The sequence below is a fragment of the Ekhidna lutea genome (genome assembly GCF_900188325.1).
In the GTDB taxonomy this organism is placed as follows: domain Bacteria; phylum Bacteroidota; class Bacteroidia; order Cytophagales; family Cyclobacteriaceae; genus Ekhidna; species Ekhidna lutea.
In genome coordinates this window covers 309,949-326,673 of the sequence record NZ_FZPD01000002.1, presented here as the reverse complement: position 1 = coordinate 326,673, position 16,725 = coordinate 309,949, and the positions used below count along the sequence as shown (strand labels likewise).

Sequence of the window (16,725 nt, the reverse complement as noted above, 5' to 3'; positions counted from 1 at the left end):
ATGAGTGAATCAGGTAAAAAGGTAAATGAATCTAATTGGATCGTCAATCTTGATAAGATTGAGGATAGTACCAGGCGTAACTACTTTTCTGTGTTACCTCAGGAGCAAATGCTCATGGAGTTTTTTTCAGATGCCTTCGTAATAAACAAACCAAAAGGGAGAGTAGGAGGTGACGGGTATTGGCTTCACAGTAACGGTAATGATGTCTATTTAGCGCTATTTACCTGTGTCGGTGAAGGTCATCTGGCTAGCATGATGATCCGAATATACATGAATGCACTTAAAAAGATGGTTGATGGATATTCCATTGATTTTCCCGGGTCAATTCTTCAATTTTTGCACAGAGAAGTACAGGCTCGATTCAAGGATAAAAACAATATACTACTCAACACCAATGCAAACGTCGGGATTGTAAAACTCAATACTACTTCCAAGGCAATGGAATTTGCCGGGGCAAACATGGATTTATTGCAGGTTCATCGAACAGGTATAAAAATTATTACAGGTGAAAAAAGCCAGGTAGGTGAGACTGGGGAGCATCGTTCCAGCTATACATCTATATCATTGGAAAACACTAAGGATTCAAATTTTTACCTATGCAGTAGCGGTGTGTTTAACCTAATTGGAGGTCCAGATTTTAAGAAGATCACAACCAATCAGTTCGGAGAATTTCTACGTGATAGAAGAAAAGTAGCCATGTCTGAACAAAAGTCTATGACAGAACAATATCTGGCAACCTGGACTGGAGCCAACCGTCAAAACGATGATATTATGGTCATCGGCTTTAAAGCATAAATATTATTCTTGTTTGTTTATAATTTATATTAGATTCTGTTTGATCTAACTAAATAATTATAAATATGAAGAGATTATTACAAATAACGATGAGCAGGATTCGTATCGTACTTCTGTCCATCTTAGGGTTGAGTAGTTTTTTGGCTGCTTCACAATCAAAAACCATTAGTGGCAAAATTGTGGATAGTGAATCTGGTGAGGTAATCATCGGTGCTACTGTAGTTATTCAAGGAACAACCACAGGGGATGTTACTGGTGTCGATGGGATCTATACACTTAATGCAAAAGCTGGTGATAGAATTGAAGTCAGTTATGTTGGTTATGAACGGCAGGTTTTTGAAGTGCTTGCATCACAGTCTACATACGATTTATCCCTGGCGCCTTCTGCAGAGCAACTTTCTGAAATTGTGGTAGTTGGCAGCAGAAATCAAAACAGAACGGTAATCGATTCCCCGGTTCCGATTGATGTGATAGATGTTGCAGATGTTGCTGCCACCAATGGAAAGGTTGAAATCAATCAAATATTGCAATATGCAGCTCCATCATTCAATGCTACTAAGCAGTCAGGATCAGACGGTGCGGATCATATAGACCCTGCTTCCTTAAGAGGCCTGGGACCGGATCAGACCTTAGTTTTAATCAATGGCAAGCGAAGGCATCAATCTTCTTTAGTAAATGTATTTGGCACCAGGGGTAGAGGCAATTCCGGCACGGATTTAAATGCTATTCCTGCTTCGGCCATTAAGCGAATTGAAATCCTGAGAGATGGAGCTTCAGCTCAATATGGGTCAGATGCGATTGCAGGTGTCATCAACATTGTTTTGCGAAATGATGAAGGTGTTTCAGGAGGCGTAACCTACGGAGCTTACAGTACTGCGATTGGGGAAGGATGGGAAGAGGAAACCGGTGAAACTTTATTCAACGTCGAGGGAAAGAATAGACTTGATGGAAAAAATAAAAGCTTTGATGGCAATACCTATAAAATGGACTTCAACTATGGTTTACCAATAGGTGAGAAAGGTGGCTTTGCTAATATCACAACGGAGTTTCTTTCCAAAGATCGAACCCTTAGACCAGGTTTTTCATGGCGAAAGGGGTACGGAACAGCAGCTGTGGATGGTTTCAATTTCATGATCAATTCAGAGGTTCCAATTAGTGAACAGACTAGTTTTTATGCGTTTGGTGGGCGGAGCTTCCGACACACAGATGCACATGCATTTTCACGAGATAGTTTTGCGAATGGAGATAATAGATCCGTACCAAGCTTGCATCCAAATGGGTTTACCCCACACATTACATCAGATATTAACGATGTTTCTGCATCCGCAGGTTTCAGACATACAATGGATAATGGGTGGAACGTAGATTTTAGTAATACCTATGGGAAGAATAACTTCCATTACTACATAGTGGAAACAAACAATGCGTCATTAAAAGCAGCTTCTCCAACGGATTTTGATGCAGGAGGGCACAACCTTTCACAAAATGTAACTAATCTGGATTTCAATAAATTCTATAAGGACATAGCTGCAGGTTTTAACCTTGCTTATGGTATGGAATATAGAACTGAACGTTTTACCATTTTTGCTGGCGAGGAGGGATCATATGCTTTATATGACAATAATGGTGTAGCCATTCGCAATCCAGCCGATCAGTCTCCTGCTACAGATACCAATGGCGATGATTTACCAGGTGGTTCTCAGGGATTTCCGGGGTATAGTCCTGATAATGTAGTGGACAGAGGTAGAACAAATTTGGGACTTTACCTGGATAGCGAAATTAACCTATCAGACGACTTCCTTATTGGAGGTGCATTGAGATTTGAAAAGTACAGTGATTTTGGTGAAACTTTCAATTTTAAGCTGGCATCTCGTTATAGCATAAATGAGAGCCTTTCATTGAGAGGGTCTGTTTCATCAGGTTTCCGTGCTCCATCACTGGCTCAGATTCATTACAACTTGATATTCAACAATATTGTAGCAGGAGCATCTGTTCCTTCTTTATTATCTGCTAATACGAGCACAGTGACAAAGGCATTTGGCATTGGCCCGTTACAGGAGGAAACAGCCATCAATACATCCATTGGATTCACTTATAACTCCGGTGGTTTTAATATGACTGTAGACGCATATTCCATTTCAGTTGATGATAGAATTGTGCTGACAGACAACTTTGATGCTTCAGGGCTTGGTCTTGGAGTGGATGCAGCACAGTTTTTTGCCAATGGAGTAGACACTAACACCAAGGGAGTCGATATTGTAGTAGGCTATAAGTATGAGTTAGCCTCTAACAGTAATTTAGATGTGAGTGTTTCCGGAAACTTCAACAAGTTGAAAATTGATAAAATCAAGAATGGTAACTTGAATGAGTTCACCTTTTTTGGCCCTTTTTCTCAAGCCTACTTAAAAGCAGCAGCACCAGATCATAAACTTGGTGCACGGGTTAGCTATACACTTAATAAGTTTAGCGCGAACTTGTTTGTAACTCAATTTAGTGAAGTAATCCTACAAGATTTTCAGTGGGTTGATTCGCCAGCCACCACTCAAGCTGAGGCTGATGCATTGTTTCCTGTAGCTACAGATGTATATGAAGCAGCTACAACAGTAGATCTGAGCTTATCGTACTCGTTTACTGATAGTTTCAGATTCACACTAGGAGGGAACAACATCTTCAATACATACCCTACACCACAATTTGATGCGTGGACTGATCAAGGAGGTCTGTCAGATTCTGTTCAGATGGGATCAGATGGGGCGTATTTCTTTGGAAGAATTGGTTTTAATTTCTAGGATATACTTGAAGTAAAAAAGTCGTTCCTGATTAAAGGAACGACTTTTTTTATGCCATTTCCATTGCTTTCTTTTTCTCCAGGTACTCATCATACGTACTTAAGGTATCCAGATACCCATCTGGATTCAATTCCAAAATACGGTTGGCAACCGTTTGAGTAAATGTATGGTCATGGGATGTAAAGAGTATGGTGCCGGGAAACTCTTTCAATGAATTATTAAGCGCCGTAATTGATTCCAGGTCAAGGTGATTAGTTGGTTCGTCCAGTATCAATAGATTGGCTTTTTGAAGCATCATGCGTGAGAGCATGCATCGCACTTTCTCACCTCCTGAAAGTACATTGCATTTCTTTAATGTTTCCTGCCCGGAGAAGAGCATTTTGCCTAAAAACCCACGAATGTAAACTTCATCCTTATCCTCTTCATCATCTGTATATTTTCTTAACCAGTCGATCAGGTTTTCATCCGTTTGAAAATATTTCGAATTTTCATTTGGCAAATAGGCATGGGTTATTGTTTGCCCGAATTTGAACGAGCCAGAAGTTGCTTGCTGCTCATTCATCAGTATTTGAAAAAATGAAGTCACAGCGAGACTGTCATTGCTTACCACAGCTATTTTATCGCCCTTATTTACAAAGAGATCCAGATCTTTGAATAGGTATTCACCGTTTACTTCTTTACTCAAGCCTTTAGTTTCAAGAATTTGATCTCCGGCAGGTCTGTTTTGCGTAAAAATAATTGCCGGGTACTTTCTATTGGAAGGTTGAATGTCCTCTACGTTGATCTTATCCAGCAATTTTTTCCTGCTTGTTGCTTGTTTTGACTTGGATGCATTGGCGCTAAATCGAGCAATAAATTCCTGGAGTTCTTTCTTTTTCTCTTCAGCTTTCTTGTTGGCAGAAGATCTTTGACTTAGTGCTAACTGACTAGACTCATACCAGAATGAGTAATTTCCGGTGTATAGTTTGATTTGACCAAAATCAATATCAGCTGTGTGTGTACATACGGTATCTAAAAAGTGTCGATCGTGAGAAACCACGATCAATGTATTGTTGAATTCAAGCAAATGATCCTCTAACCAGGAGATGGTCTGTATGTCAAGGTCATTAGTAGGTTCGTCCAGAATTAAGATATCAGGATTGCCGAAAAGCGCCTGAGCAAGCAATACTCTCACTTTTTCCGATCCATTTAACTCTTTAACTAACCTGTAGTGATCTGATTCAACAATACCAAGACCGCTAAGCAATGCCGCTGCGTCTGGCTCTGCATTCCATCCATCCATATCTGCAAACTGGGCCTCTAACTCTGATGCCCGGTTACCGTCTGCTTCTGAAAAATCGGGCTTAGCATAGATAGCATCCTTTTCTTTCATTATATCCCACAGTTCTTTATGGCCCATCATCACAGTGTCCAGAACCGCAGTTTCATCATATTCATGATGATTCTGTTTTAGGACTGCCATTCTCTTTCCAGGCTCAATTTTCACACGACCTGAATTAGGGCTGATCTCTCCTGAAAGAATCTTAAGAAAGGTGGATTTTCCGGCACCATTTGCACCGATTATTCCATAGCAATTACCGGGTGTAAAGTTGATGTTTACTTCATCAAAAAGTATGCGTTTGCCGTACTGAAGGGAAACATTTTCTGTAGAGATCATAAGACTGCTTTAAATAGTGCCGCGAAGTTATTAATAATAAAATAGGTATAAAACAGAATTTTCAATAAGCAAAATAATTTTAATACACTCGAGTTCATTTTCTTATTCTAAAAATAGATTCCTTGTTGAGTAGATCATTTTCTTATCATTACTTTTATCAAGTTAATGAGAGGGGGATTTATAGTCGTACTATTTGCTGTAGCAGGATGCGTTACACTACCGAACGCTAAGACTACAGCCTTGTCGGAAAAGGTAAAACTCAATTTTACGAATTGCGGTGATGATTTAAGATATCAGGCTATTCACTTGAGTATTCCTGAAGACTATACCATTGAAAGTTTAAGGACTGAATATCAGTTTTGCGAATATAGAATCAGCTTGGCTAATGGTTCCATTCTGTATGTAACATCAGATATTTATAATGGGTCATCACTTAATTTCGATAACCGGCATGCAATAGGAGTAGACTCATATTCAAATGCAAGAAGTAAAAAGGATACAATCAGCGTAGGAGGAAAGCAAGAAGATCAAAAGCATTGGAAAGAAAATATTTATGGAGATTATGTATTTGGTTATATCAACTGTACAGATACAACTCAACTGAATAAAATCATATATTCTGCAAAGCAATTACCAGCGCAATAGCTTCAATACCTTGCAGTTACGGGTAATGGATAGGTATAAGGTACTCCTAATGCCAACCATGCTTCGCCGCTGTTTATTCTGGTTCTTAAATTCCTTTCCATTTCTTTTCGAATCATATTCTCATGGAATAGTGCGCGTATTTCCCGTGCTGGCATAATGTTGCCATTTGATTTAATAAGGCGATCATCGAGTAATCCAAAGTTGGCATCATAAGCATGTGCAAGCTCGTGAGCTAGCTTCATCTTTTTGTGACGCGGTTCCCACCTGATTTCAGCACCACTTCCTATTCTGTCAAAAGGGGCATAATCTACCAATAACTGGTCATTTTCCATTACCTGAAAGGCATACGCATTGTTATTTAAAACACCGTATTTGTCATTCTGTAGCGGGAACAGGGTATAGCTATCGATGCATTTGACAATTGAGAGAGTAAATCTGTTCTCAGAATATTGTAATGTTTGGATAATGTTACGTGCATACTGAGATTTCTTTTCAAGCTGCCTAAGAGCTCTGAATGTTTTTCGAAGTTTCTTGTTGATCTTCCATTTTTTAGCTCTGCCAAGTATTTCTCCTTTTATGTTTGAAACATAAAGCTCTTGATTCTTATACAAGTATTCGTCTCCATGAGATTTTATCCAAAACCCACATGGCTTTTCACGGCGAATTTTGTCTTCGATTTTTTTGTAAGAGTTTGCTCTGAGTAGATGAGCCTGTGGCCCTAATGGACTTTTTAATCTAAACCTATCTCGCTGGTTAGACAGATATTCTTCATCTGCTTTAATTCTTAATTCGTGAATGGGGCTTTGCTGAGGCTTCAGTATATTTCTAAACTGGCCTTGCGCTGAAACACATATTGCTCCAAGAAGTGCCAGGACCCAAAAAGTACGTATCCTGCTAAATTTCATAAAAGTAGTCCTAAGAGTTTTGTCCTTTACTTATTTGATACGGACATCTATTGGCTACCGATTATGATTTAGAAGAATATTTCGAGTTTTTGTAAAAAAGAAGATTTTATGCAGTCTTTTGATATTCATCTTTCGGATGATACTCAATGAACTTAAATGGAAGGTCTAATAGATCACTATAATCTTCGCCAGCTTCCAACATATCCTCATCATCCTCGTCGTAGTACCACCTCACAATCACGTCTTTTCCTTTGTCGCGCAAAGCTTTGATTTCCTTTAAAAGATCGTAAATGCATTTGGAGGAACTAGTGTTGAAATACTCCAACTTGATTCGAACATCCACCTTCTCTCCCGGTATTTTTGTGAGGTTGACTCTGATTGGGTCATAAAACTGCACTGAATTTTCAGGACTTGACCTACCATACATCTTAAAAACACCCCGGTTTGGATCTAGTAGTACTGCTGGTGTGGTTCGTGTTGGATATATTTTAATGGGTTCCATTGTGAAGATTTAATCTCAATTATAAAGAGAATAAAAATTTCGGGAAGTACTAAATCATTTTAGGTGAATTGATCAATTTTCTCGTTTAGTCAGGTGATTAATTCTTCACATCATTCCATTGTTGATGCTTAGCTTCATTCGTTTATAAGTGAACTTGGAATTATTCAATCCAGTGATTCATTAAACTTCTCTGTAATATCCTTATACGTGCAAAAAACATAATGGATGGTGCCATCCGCATTTAGCACCGGATGTGTATTTACCTCCAACCATACTTTATCGTTTAACAGCGGACGCGAGACCCCCATGATAACACCAAGCTTTGGCTTGTAGCTTGTAATTACTTCTACAATTGGAAAGTCATACGTTTCAAATTTACTTCCATCTGCGTGGGTTACTTTCCAGTATGGATCCATTGCTGTATTTCCCATAAACTGCTCTTTTGAGAGACCCAATAATTTGTAAGCAGCAGGATTACAAGCGATGGGTGAAGCATTTGAATTATACACCCCAACACCAACCTCAAGAGGTTCTATGAAAAGTTGATAGCTTTCCTCTCCTTCAATGTATGCATCATTTAATTTATCAATATCTAGATGAGGCTCCATGATCAGCTATGATTATTTAAAGGTATAGATATCCTTAGAATACTTAAAATCAAATAGGCAATGCAATTCTGTGATTATTTCAAACTTATAGTGAAAGCTTTTCCCGGAAATATTCCATATCGAAATTGAACAAGTGGAAATCTATCCTTAATTCCATCCGTAAAACTTTTGTAAAGCGGAATTCTGTCCACACACCTGACGTGCATAGGGAAGAAGTATTTAGGTTTCAACTTATCAAGTGCGTAAATAATCCCTTCAGTTAAATCAGGAGTTACCTCACCACATGTGCCTCGTGAAATTGGCATGAACACAAGATCAATTTCACCATCATATGCTGCAATTTTATCCAGTTCTGATCGGAATTGTGCTTTATACTCACTTGCCCATTGTGCATGATCCCCACCATGAAAAATAACCATATCATCAACAGCGATTAACAATCCAGAGCCCTGATCGGTCGATTGGATTGATTTTAATATCATCAAATCTCCTGCAGTTAAATTTTGACTTCCGGGAGGTGCTGCTATAAAAGAATCGACATCAGAATCATATTCCCACCCATAAACATAGCGTACACGATCCAGGTCCTTCCACTGATATATTGCTTTTGAATAATGGTCCTTATGTCTGTGGCTGATGATAAATACCACAGGCTTATCTACATCTTCAATTTTTTGGCTCAATAAACTACTTACAGAATTTCTATTTTTATCATCAAGTTCATCCGGGAAGTAGTCAAATATTATCAGATGGTTATCTGTCTCTACCATCCATCCACTATGGTGCATGTACCAAACACTTAATGAGTCCTGATTTGGGGTTAGTAACGTTAGAATAAACGTAAGGAAAAGCATAAATGAATGTCTCCTTAATCAAACGATGCTACATTAATCAAGTTTCAGGTGATGTATGTGTTCATCGATAAGGTCAATTCGTTCAGTTATGTTTTTAACATAACTAGACAACTCTTTTTCAAGCTTTTCGATCTCTTTAAAATATTTTTTGCTGTTTCTATCATAATCTTCTCCAACTTCCTCAAACTTGAGGCATTCTTCCTCCAGAAAGGATTTAAAATTTGGGGTAGTATACTTGGTTTCTACGGTAAGAATTTCCGCTAGTGTCTCCTCTGCCTCCTTATCATTACTGTCCGCATACTTTTCACTTACTATTTGATATAGTAAAGTGTCATAATGATGGATTTTATCTAATAATCCAATCGTTTTGTCTTTGTAAACCTGAGAGGTACAATAATATTTCATACCGGCATAGGTGCCTAGCTCTTCAGCTTGCTTGTCCCATTTAGCCGTTAGGTCATCAATAGTTTTAACGATATTTTCGTTCTGGCAATAGGTGAAAAACGAACAGGAAATAAGAATAGACGCTACAATATGCTTCATGATATGGGTTGTTGGTTAGTTACGTATGCAATAAAAATACTATTTGATACTAGATTAAACAAAGTAGCAGGAGAAGGTTTCGATGAAAAATGATTTTTTCAATGTTGCTGATAAATTTTTCTAATTTCACGGATTCAAATGAGATTAGCCTACCTATTTATTCTAATCATATCACCATTCGGAAATTTGTTCTCCCAATGCCTCGATGATGACCTCATAATGTTCCCTCCAAAAAGCATTGACTTATTCACTGGTTTTGGAAGACAGGTGGTTATACAAGACGATTATTTAATCACATCCTCCGACTCAAATGATTCACTTGCTTATGCAAATGGATTGGTTTTCGTTTATGAGTACAAAGCCAACAGATGGACTAAGATTGCTGAGTTGACTCCATCTGATCCATCCAATGGGATGAGATTCGGTCAGCGAATTGAGGCAAATAAGAATATAATAGCTATTAGTGGGACCAAATATTCTCCGGAAGGAGTAGCGTACCAAAAAGTCTATGTATTTGAAAAAGATTCCGTAGAAAGCTGGGTTACACAGAATGAAAGCTATGTTATTGATCCGGTTCCTGTTGTGGCTGAAGATGATTTTTGGGGGACACGTGTGAATTTTGATGTCTCTGACAAATTTCTTGCTTTATATTATAGCTATGGTTATTATTTTGAAGATCATCATGAAGTTAAGTGCAATATCTATAGCCTTGGTGATGATTTTGCAGAATTAATTCATGCATATGATGGCTTGAAGTATGATGATGGAAACTATCAAACACAAGTTCACTTGAATCTTGAGGATGATTTTTTAGTTATATCTTCTGGCTTTTATAGTAGGCCAAACTATTCTAGCGGAATTAGTATTGTATACAATTATGATTCTGTAGCCGGTTGGGAAGAACTATCTCATGAATTAATTCCACCATTAGAAAATCAAATTGGTTTTGGCACCTCCGTTGATGTTGTTGATGATAATATTTTTGTAAGCAGCTTACGCGATGACAGCCCTGAAGGGACAGGTACATCTAAAGTTTTTGTCTATCAAAAAGAAGAAGATAAATGGACGGAGACAAATCAATGTGTGATCTATTCAACTCCTGCTGTTGGGTCTACCAACGATAATATATCTGCTAGTAGTAAGTACTTGATACATTCTCAGCCAGCTGAAAGAATAATGAGTGTTTTTTCGCTAGATGACACGCTTAAAGCCAAAGAGAAGCCGGACTTTTTTTTACAACTTCCCGATCTGGAGCGAGGATATGGGTGGGAAATGGATATCAATTCAAAGCATTTCGTTTACAACTCAAATGATTTTGGATATTCCAACTATACAACAACTGGCAGTGAAGTAAACACTGTGTTGCTCGAGACACCTTTGGACAGCTCAAGAAGCATTCCAGATCAAGTCCTGACCCAATATTCTAATACTGCATCGGGCGATGAGTTTGCAAGTTCGAGTGCCTTCTATAAATCTGTGGGTGCTGTAGGTACTCATTTGGATGATGACAGAGGTTCTTCAAGCGGCGCTGTAAATATCTATGAAAGAGAAAACGAGGGTTTAACCTGGAAACAGGTCTCGAAAATATATTCACCAACAATACAATCTAATCAGGGGTTTGGCCTGGCTGTGGATGTAAACGAAAAACAATTATTTGTTTCGGCTCCATTTTATGATAGTCTGGCCATTGATGGATCAAGAGTGGTGAGTGCGATGGGTAAAGTATTTCAGTTTGAAAAAAGAAACGAGAAATGGCATTTAATCAATGAAATAATCTCACCAGATGCCCTCAACTATTTGAACAATCAAGCTTCAGCAGACAAGCATAAAAAAGCAGAGAATGAAGGAGTGTTTTTTCAAAACCTTTCGGAGGGTAATGTATTAATAGCCTCAGATCCGGAAGTAGAATCAGAGCAAACGGGAGTTTCTGTTTTGAGTCAAAATGATAGCTATTCTAATAGGGAATTTGGGAGAACCCTAACATACCATAACGGATACTTAGCTGTTGGTCAACGGTACTTCGGTGGTTCCAATTACAAAGGAAGTATTTACATATTTAAAGAAAACCACACAGGAGGTTGGGACCATCAGGCCACATTACAATCGTCAGATAGGTATACTAGAGATGCCATTGGTATGTTACCCATCTTCATGAACGACACGCTTATTATAGCCGGCTCGGCAATATATGGGAATAAAGCTTTGCTTTTTAAGCGAAACCCCGGTGAAGAGTGGAGAAGTGGGAATGAAACAGCGACCTTACTGCCGGACAGAGAAGAATTGGACGGTAATTATCCGGTAGAAGAGTTTGATAATTTTGGTGTCGATATCGATTTGCACGGTGAATATATTATCGTGGGGGCGCCTTTTGGTGAAAGAGATGAACGTTTAGGAGCTCATAGTGGACGAGCATACCTTTTTAAAATGCCAGTAGGAGGTTGGAATGGGGATATCAACCACACAAGTATTTTAAAGCCAAAGGATAGGATTGTAGATGGTATGTTTGGCAACTCGGTTTATATAGATAGCAAGAATATACTAGTCGGTGCGCCTCATTCCTTTTTCAGAAGAAGATATACAGATGCCTACAATAAAGAGGATGAAGAACCAGGTTTGGTTTATGTGTTTGATAGAGCATTCATTGATGAAAGTGAAGAAGTAGTTAATGAAGTTGGTCGGATTATTCCGGACGATGGAGAAGCATTGGATGGGTTTGGAGCAAGTATTTCAAAAAATTTCCTGGAGGTCGTAGTGAATGCTCCACTTGCAGATACGGATAATGGAGACAGGTCGGGGGCTGCTTATATGTACAAAAAAGTCGGATCGATAGAAGAGGATATTCCGCCAATGTGCATTGAAAGTGGTAGCGTTGATTTGATCGCATATCCTGTTTCAGGAGGCATCTGGAGCGGAGAAGGTATAATTGATTCAGAAAAAGGCATTTTTGACCCATCAGCATTAGATGAAAAATCTTACTCAATTCGATATCAATACGGTGAATGCACATCCACTACTACAATTGATGTTTACACAAAACCGGTTATAATAAATGCCTCCAACCCGTTGCAATACTTGTGTTTGGATGACTCGGTAGACATATTCATTGAGTCTGATAAAACTTCTCATGACTACCAGTGGTTTTTTAAAAATACAATCGATGATGAGTACGTTCAACAGTTCATATGGAATGGAGAAAACCGAATTGTAGCTAAAGCACCTGGCTATTATTATGGTATTTCTTTAAACCCTGCATGCAACTCTGAACCCGAATTCTTTCAAGTTGTGGCCGTCGATGAATCAACAGAACTGAGTCATGAAGATTATGTGGCATATTGTACAGGAGAGACTTTCACACTTCAGCTAAATTCTGAAACCCAGATGGATAGTTACAGTTGGTATTATAGTGAGGATACATCTAATCTAAGTTTTATTGAGTTTTCTTCTAATGACAGCATACAAGTGGCTTCCGGGGGCTTATATTTTTGTCAATTCATTCGTCATGGTTGCGTTTTTGATAGTGATACAGTGAATGTCCAATTTGATATTTCTAAATCTGAGCTGAATTATCAGAACGAATACGAATTATGCATGGGAGAATCTATTGAGTTAAGTATATCAAATGATTATGAGGATATGATTGAATTTCAATGGTACGCAGATTTGGATGGGTTTGAAGATTATAAATTATACTCTGATGATCAAATTATAACAGCTAATCAAGAAGGATCTTTTTATTGCAGATCGATTTCATCAAGTGGATGTCAATACTTGAGCGACACAATTTCCATTAATCAGGAAGTTTTTGATTTGACATTTGAACCAATTGAAAATATTTGTGACGTCTCGGAAAAAGTAGACTTGCTGACATCACCATTGGGAGGCACATTTGAAATAAAGAACACTTCATTTACCTTCAGCGAACCGGTATTTGACCCAATCGACTTGGAGAATGGAGTTTATGAACTGATGTATTATTACGAAATAAATGGCTGTTCCTATGAAACAAGTCAGACATTTGAAATCAATGTGTTAAAGAAAGACGACTTATTTATACCGAATGTATTCACACCGAATAACGATGGATTAAATGATTACTTTTTTGCAGATGGACTGGTATATCCTTTATCGAGATTTGAATTAACCATTGTTAATAGGGCAGGGAGTAAGGTTTTCCAGACTACTAACCATGATTTTCAATGGAAAGGAGCTGGTATGTCCAGTGGTGTGTACTTCTGGAGTCTGACATATGGAAATTCATGTGACACACATGAACTGAACGGGTTTGTTCATTTGATCAGGTAGTATTTTCCCTTTACTGATAGCGGCCTATTTGATCTTGTACCTTAAAAATCATTTCCATTTTAATTTTTTAACAACCTTTTATTTTTAGTATCCGTATGATTAATTTACTTTTTCTATAACACAGAAAAACTAGTAAATCAAAATGGACAACTTGCTTACACGAACAGAAGAGATGCTGCTACTAATGGTCTGTAGGCTTCAGGATGAAGCTTATGGAATGCAGATAAGAGAAGAGGTGAAAAAGCAAACTGGGAAACAATATTCAATAGGTGGTATCTATGTTCCTCTCGATCGCCTAGTTCTAAAAGGCTACCTGGATGTTCAGGATGAAAATCCGACAAAGGAACGAATGGGAAGACCGAGAAGGCGGTTTATTCTGACAGCAGAAGGTATTGAGATTTTGAGAAAAACACGGGAGATGCAGCAATCACTGTGGAATCTTCCTGAAGTAGTACTGAAAAAAAATAATTTGTTATGAACAGAATCCCCAAACTAGGAGAGAAATGGCTGGAACTCATATTGCCTGAGCGCAGAAAAGATTTGCTTATTGGTGACTTTGAAGAGTACTTTGAAAAGACGACTCAGGAAAGAGGAAGGAGAGTGGCTGTTCTATTATTCTGGTATCAGGTGCTACTGTCATCACCATCATTTGTGTATCATAGCTTACAGTATAAGTGGTTGCTATTTCGTCATTCGCTTATTTTGGCTTTCCGCAATCTACACCGACACCTGGGGCATTCTGCACTTAATCTGCTTGGTCTCGCTTTGGGAATTTCCTGCTTTGTCATATTAATGCTTTATGTGCAGGAGGAAAAATCTTATGATAAATGGCATGAAAAAGCTAATCGGATTCACAGAGTACTGGATATTCGTAAAGTCAATGATGTAGGAGAGGAGTCCACAAGCGCCCCAACACCGCTAGCTGAGGCTATGCTTTTGGATTATCCGGATCAAATAGAAGAGGCCGTTCGTTTGTTTAATTTCCAGGCACCTACTCTTGCGCTTGCTTACCACTCTGATAATGGAACATTGAGGCAATTCAATGAGCCAAATATTTACTTTGCTGATGATGCCTTTTTCCGTGTTTTTGATTTCAATCTGATTGAAGGGAATCCGGAATTAGCACTGAATGGTCCTAATAAAATCATTCTGAGTCAGGAGATGGCTGAAAAGTATTTCAGGCAAGCCGATCCGATTGGGAAGACGCTGCGATTTGAAGGAGAACATGACCTCATTGTGTCTGGAGTATTCAGTAAAATACCAGCTAACACGCATTTTAAGTTTGATTTTTTGATCTCGTTTTCCACTTTGGATAACCCTCAGGTGATGAGGAATCGATTAAGAAAAAGTTGGGTATGGAATCCTAGCTGGACTTACCTTTTACTTGATGAGGATGTAAAACCTGAAGTACTGGAGGCACAATTTCCGGATTTTGTTCAAAAGCATTTTCCTGAGTCTCGTAAAGATCGGGTGAAGCTTTTTTTGCAACCATTGACAGACATTCATCTATACTCCAATCTGGATTATGAGATGGGGCCTAATGGTAACATCATATATGTGTACATTTTCACCACAGTCGCATTTTTTATTCTACTTATTTCCTATATCAATTTCATGAACCTGAGCACCGCGCGAGCAAGCACAAGAGCAAAAGAGATAGGCGTAAGAAAAGTGCTGGGTGGAAAGAAAATTCAATTGATAGGTCAATTACTGAACGAATCCATCATTGCCAATTTCATTGCGGTTTTAATCTCCATTCCAATGGTGTATTTCTTGCTTGAGTTAATACAAGTATTAATAGGGAAGGAGCTTATTTTAAATATAAATAGCCTGCCAATTCAACCGTGGGAGACGATCGCCATTTTTCTAGGTATGTGTTTTGTTGGTGGTATTTACCCGGCAGTATTTATGTCGTCTTTTCAACCCATTCAGGTCATCAAAAATGGTCGTGTCAATGAAAGCTTGAGTATGCTCTCTATTCGCAAATGGATGGTGATCGGGCAGTTTACTTTATCTATAGTGCTGATTATCGGTACCATAGTAGCTGCCAGACAGTTTCAGTACATGCGTGACCGAGCGTTAGGTTTTGATGCAGAGAGGGTTGTGCTACTGCCTTCTTTACGATCACCAATCATGGAGCATTATCACTCGTTCAAAACCCAGCTTCTGGATAGACCGGAAATCAAGTCTATTACCACTGTGGAAGATGTGCCCGGAATGAAGTTTCAGACTGGTTCTTATCAGATAGTAGAGGGGGAGGACGCACAGCAAATTCCAAGACTGGTTGTTCATGAAGATTTTCTTCAAACCATGGGAATAAAGCTGGCGGCTGGTCGTGATTATCAAAATACATTCAAACAAGATGCTGAGGAGTCGGTGATTATTAATGAGACCCTGGCGAAACTGCTTGGATGGACGGCTGAAGAAGCTATAGGAAAATCAATAGGTGATGAAACAATTGTGGGAGTAACAGAGGACTTTCATTTTGCTTCTTTACATCATGAAATGGGGCCATTCATTTTAGAAAAAGTTTCTGATAACCTAGATAATCTGGCTTTCTCGGCTCGATATATCGCTTTGAGAGTGGAAGGTGGTCAAATAGAGCAGACTCTTGCTTATATTGAAAATCAATGGTTTTCGTTTGTTCCGGAAACCCCTTTTGAATTTCATTTACTGAATCAAACACTAAAGGAGCAGTATACCGCTGAAGCCATGTTGGGGAAACTGACGGGTGTTTTCTCTATTCTATCCATTATCATTGCCTGTATGGGTTTATATGGTTTGTCTTCATTCAGTGCGCAGCGCAGGATCAAAGAGATTGGCATACGTAAGGTTATAGGAGCATCCATGTCAAACCTGACACTGCTATTATCTGCATCATTTATCAAGTTGGTACTAATAGCTACATTATTGGCATGGCCTATTGCATACTTTATTCTCGATAAATGGTTGGAAGCGTTTGCCTATAGGGTGACCCTGGATGCAATTCCTTTTCTCACCGCAGGAATTCTAGCCTTCCTGATTGTTATAATGACTGTGAGTTATCAGGCAATTAAAACATCAAAAGCAAATCCGGTAGAATCTCTTCGGAACGAATGATATGATGCATTAAGTGATTAAATATT

Annotated in this window: 12 protein-coding genes; 6 read left to right on the top strand and 6 right to left on the bottom strand. The window is 38.6% G+C overall.

Annotation, left to right across the window (positions count from 1 at the left end):
- The gene (locus tag CHB71_RS05260) at positions 1-795 is read left to right on the top strand and encodes a PP2C family protein-serine/threonine phosphatase (protein ID WP_089355854.1); all 795 of its coding nucleotides are present in this window, start codon (positions 1-3) and stop codon (positions 793-795) included.
- A gap of 65 nt (positions 796-860) precedes the next feature.
- The gene (locus tag CHB71_RS05255; protein WP_221406678.1) at positions 861-3,584 is read left to right on the top strand and encodes a TonB-dependent receptor; all 2,724 of its coding nucleotides are present in this window, start codon (positions 861-863) and stop codon (positions 3,582-3,584) included.
- Between the two features lie 49 nt (positions 3,585-3,633).
- On the opposite strand, the gene CHB71_RS05250 is transcribed toward CHB71_RS05255, so the two are convergent.
- Entirely contained in the window at positions 3,634-5,241 is a 1,608-nt protein-coding gene (locus CHB71_RS05250) for an ABC-F family ATP-binding cassette domain-containing protein (RefSeq protein ID WP_089355852.1), read from the bottom strand.
- A gap of 165 nt (positions 5,242-5,406) precedes the next feature.
- Between CHB71_RS05250 and CHB71_RS05245 the strand changes: the two genes are divergently transcribed.
- The gene (locus CHB71_RS05245) at positions 5,407-5,886 is read left to right on the top strand and encodes a hypothetical protein (RefSeq protein WP_089355851.1); all 480 of its coding nucleotides are present in this window, start codon (positions 5,407-5,409) and stop codon (positions 5,884-5,886) included.
- Between the two features lie 2 nt (positions 5,887-5,888).
- Here CHB71_RS05245 and CHB71_RS05240 read toward each other — a convergent pair whose 3' ends face one another.
- From CHB71_RS05240 to CHB71_RS05220, 5 genes are all read right to left on the bottom strand, one after another.
- The gene (locus CHB71_RS05240; protein ID WP_089355850.1) at positions 5,889-6,791 is read right to left on the bottom strand and encodes a type III secretion system effector protein; all 903 of its coding nucleotides are present in this window, start codon (positions 6,789-6,791) and stop codon (positions 5,889-5,891) included.
- 106 nt (positions 6,792-6,897) lie between these two features.
- Positions 6,898-7,293, bottom strand: coding sequence for a DUF1987 domain-containing protein (locus CHB71_RS05235; protein WP_089355849.1), 396 nt, complete (start codon positions 7,291-7,293; stop codon positions 6,898-6,900).
- 164 nt (positions 7,294-7,457) lie between these two features.
- Positions 7,458-7,901, bottom strand: a complete 444-nt coding sequence (locus CHB71_RS05230; RefSeq protein ID WP_089355848.1) for a PAS domain-containing protein — start codon at positions 7,899-7,901, stop codon at positions 7,458-7,460.
- Between the two features lie 74 nt (positions 7,902-7,975).
- Positions 7,976-8,755: an MBL fold metallo-hydrolase gene (locus tag CHB71_RS05225; protein WP_089355847.1), complete on the bottom strand. Its 780-nt coding sequence runs from the start codon at positions 8,753-8,755 to the stop codon at positions 7,976-7,978.
- A 33-nt stretch (positions 8,756-8,788) separates the two neighbouring features.
- Complete coding sequence (locus CHB71_RS05220; protein ID WP_089355846.1) at positions 8,789-9,298, bottom strand: hypothetical protein; 510 nt, start codon at positions 9,296-9,298, stop codon at positions 8,789-8,791.
- A gap of 138 nt (positions 9,299-9,436) precedes the next feature.
- On the opposite strand from CHB71_RS05220, the gene CHB71_RS19290 reads away from it, so the two are divergent.
- The 3 genes from CHB71_RS19290 to CHB71_RS05205 all read left to right on the top strand — a co-directional run bounded on the left by CHB71_RS19290 (position 9,437) and on the right by CHB71_RS05205 (position 16,699).
- Positions 9,437-13,600, top strand: a complete 4,164-nt coding sequence (locus CHB71_RS19290; RefSeq protein WP_089355845.1) for a T9SS type B sorting domain-containing protein — start codon at positions 9,437-9,439, stop codon at positions 13,598-13,600.
- A gap of 142 nt (positions 13,601-13,742) precedes the next feature.
- Positions 13,743-14,078 carry a PadR family transcriptional regulator gene (locus CHB71_RS05210; protein ID WP_089355844.1) on the top strand — a complete coding sequence of 112 codons (336 nt, stop codon included), beginning with the start codon at positions 13,743-13,745 and terminating at the stop codon, positions 14,076-14,078.
- On the top strand, positions 14,075-16,699 hold the full coding sequence (locus tag CHB71_RS05205; protein WP_089355843.1) for an ABC transporter permease: 2,625 nt from the start codon (positions 14,075-14,077) through the stop codon (positions 16,697-16,699). Before CHB71_RS05210 ends, CHB71_RS05205 begins: the two co-directional genes overlap by 4 nt.
- The last annotated feature ends 26 nt before the right edge of the window (positions 16,700-16,725 follow it).

What these genes read in the sequence shown, in the direction of transcription:
- CHB71_RS05260 (WP_089355854.1), top strand. Translation starts at nt 1, where the DNA reads ATGAGTGAATCAGGTAAAAAGGTAAATGAATCTAATTGGATCGTCAAT.
- CHB71_RS05255 (WP_221406678.1), top strand. Translation starts at nt 861, where the DNA reads ATGAAGAGATTATTACAAATAACGATGAGCAGGATTCGTATCGTACTT.
- CHB71_RS05250 (WP_089355852.1), bottom strand. Translation starts at nt 5,241, where the DNA reads ATGATCTCTACAGAAAATGTTTCCCTTCAGTACGGCAAACGCATACTT.
- CHB71_RS05245 (WP_089355851.1), top strand. Translation starts at nt 5,407, where the DNA reads ATGAGAGGGGGATTTATAGTCGTACTATTTGCTGTAGCAGGATGCGTT.
- CHB71_RS05240 (WP_089355850.1), bottom strand. Translation starts at nt 6,791, where the DNA reads ATGAAATTTAGCAGGATACGTACTTTTTGGGTCCTGGCACTTCTTGGA.
- CHB71_RS05235 (WP_089355849.1), bottom strand. Translation starts at nt 7,293, where the DNA reads ATGGAACCCATTAAAATATATCCAACACGAACCACACCAGCAGTACTA.
- CHB71_RS05230 (WP_089355848.1), bottom strand. Translation starts at nt 7,901, where the DNA reads ATGGAGCCTCATCTAGATATTGATAAATTAAATGATGCATACATTGAA.
- CHB71_RS05225 (WP_089355847.1), bottom strand. Translation starts at nt 8,755, where the DNA reads ATGCTTTTCCTTACGTTTATTCTAACGTTACTAACCCCAAATCAGGAC.
- CHB71_RS05220 (WP_089355846.1), bottom strand. Translation starts at nt 9,298, where the DNA reads ATGAAGCATATTGTAGCGTCTATTCTTATTTCCTGTTCGTTTTTCACC.
- CHB71_RS19290 (WP_089355845.1), top strand. Translation starts at nt 9,437, where the DNA reads ATGAGATTAGCCTACCTATTTATTCTAATCATATCACCATTCGGAAAT.
- CHB71_RS05210 (WP_089355844.1), top strand. Translation starts at nt 13,743, where the DNA reads ATGGACAACTTGCTTACACGAACAGAAGAGATGCTGCTACTAATGGTC.
- CHB71_RS05205 (WP_089355843.1), top strand. Translation starts at nt 14,075, where the DNA reads ATGAACAGAATCCCCAAACTAGGAGAGAAATGGCTGGAACTCATATTG.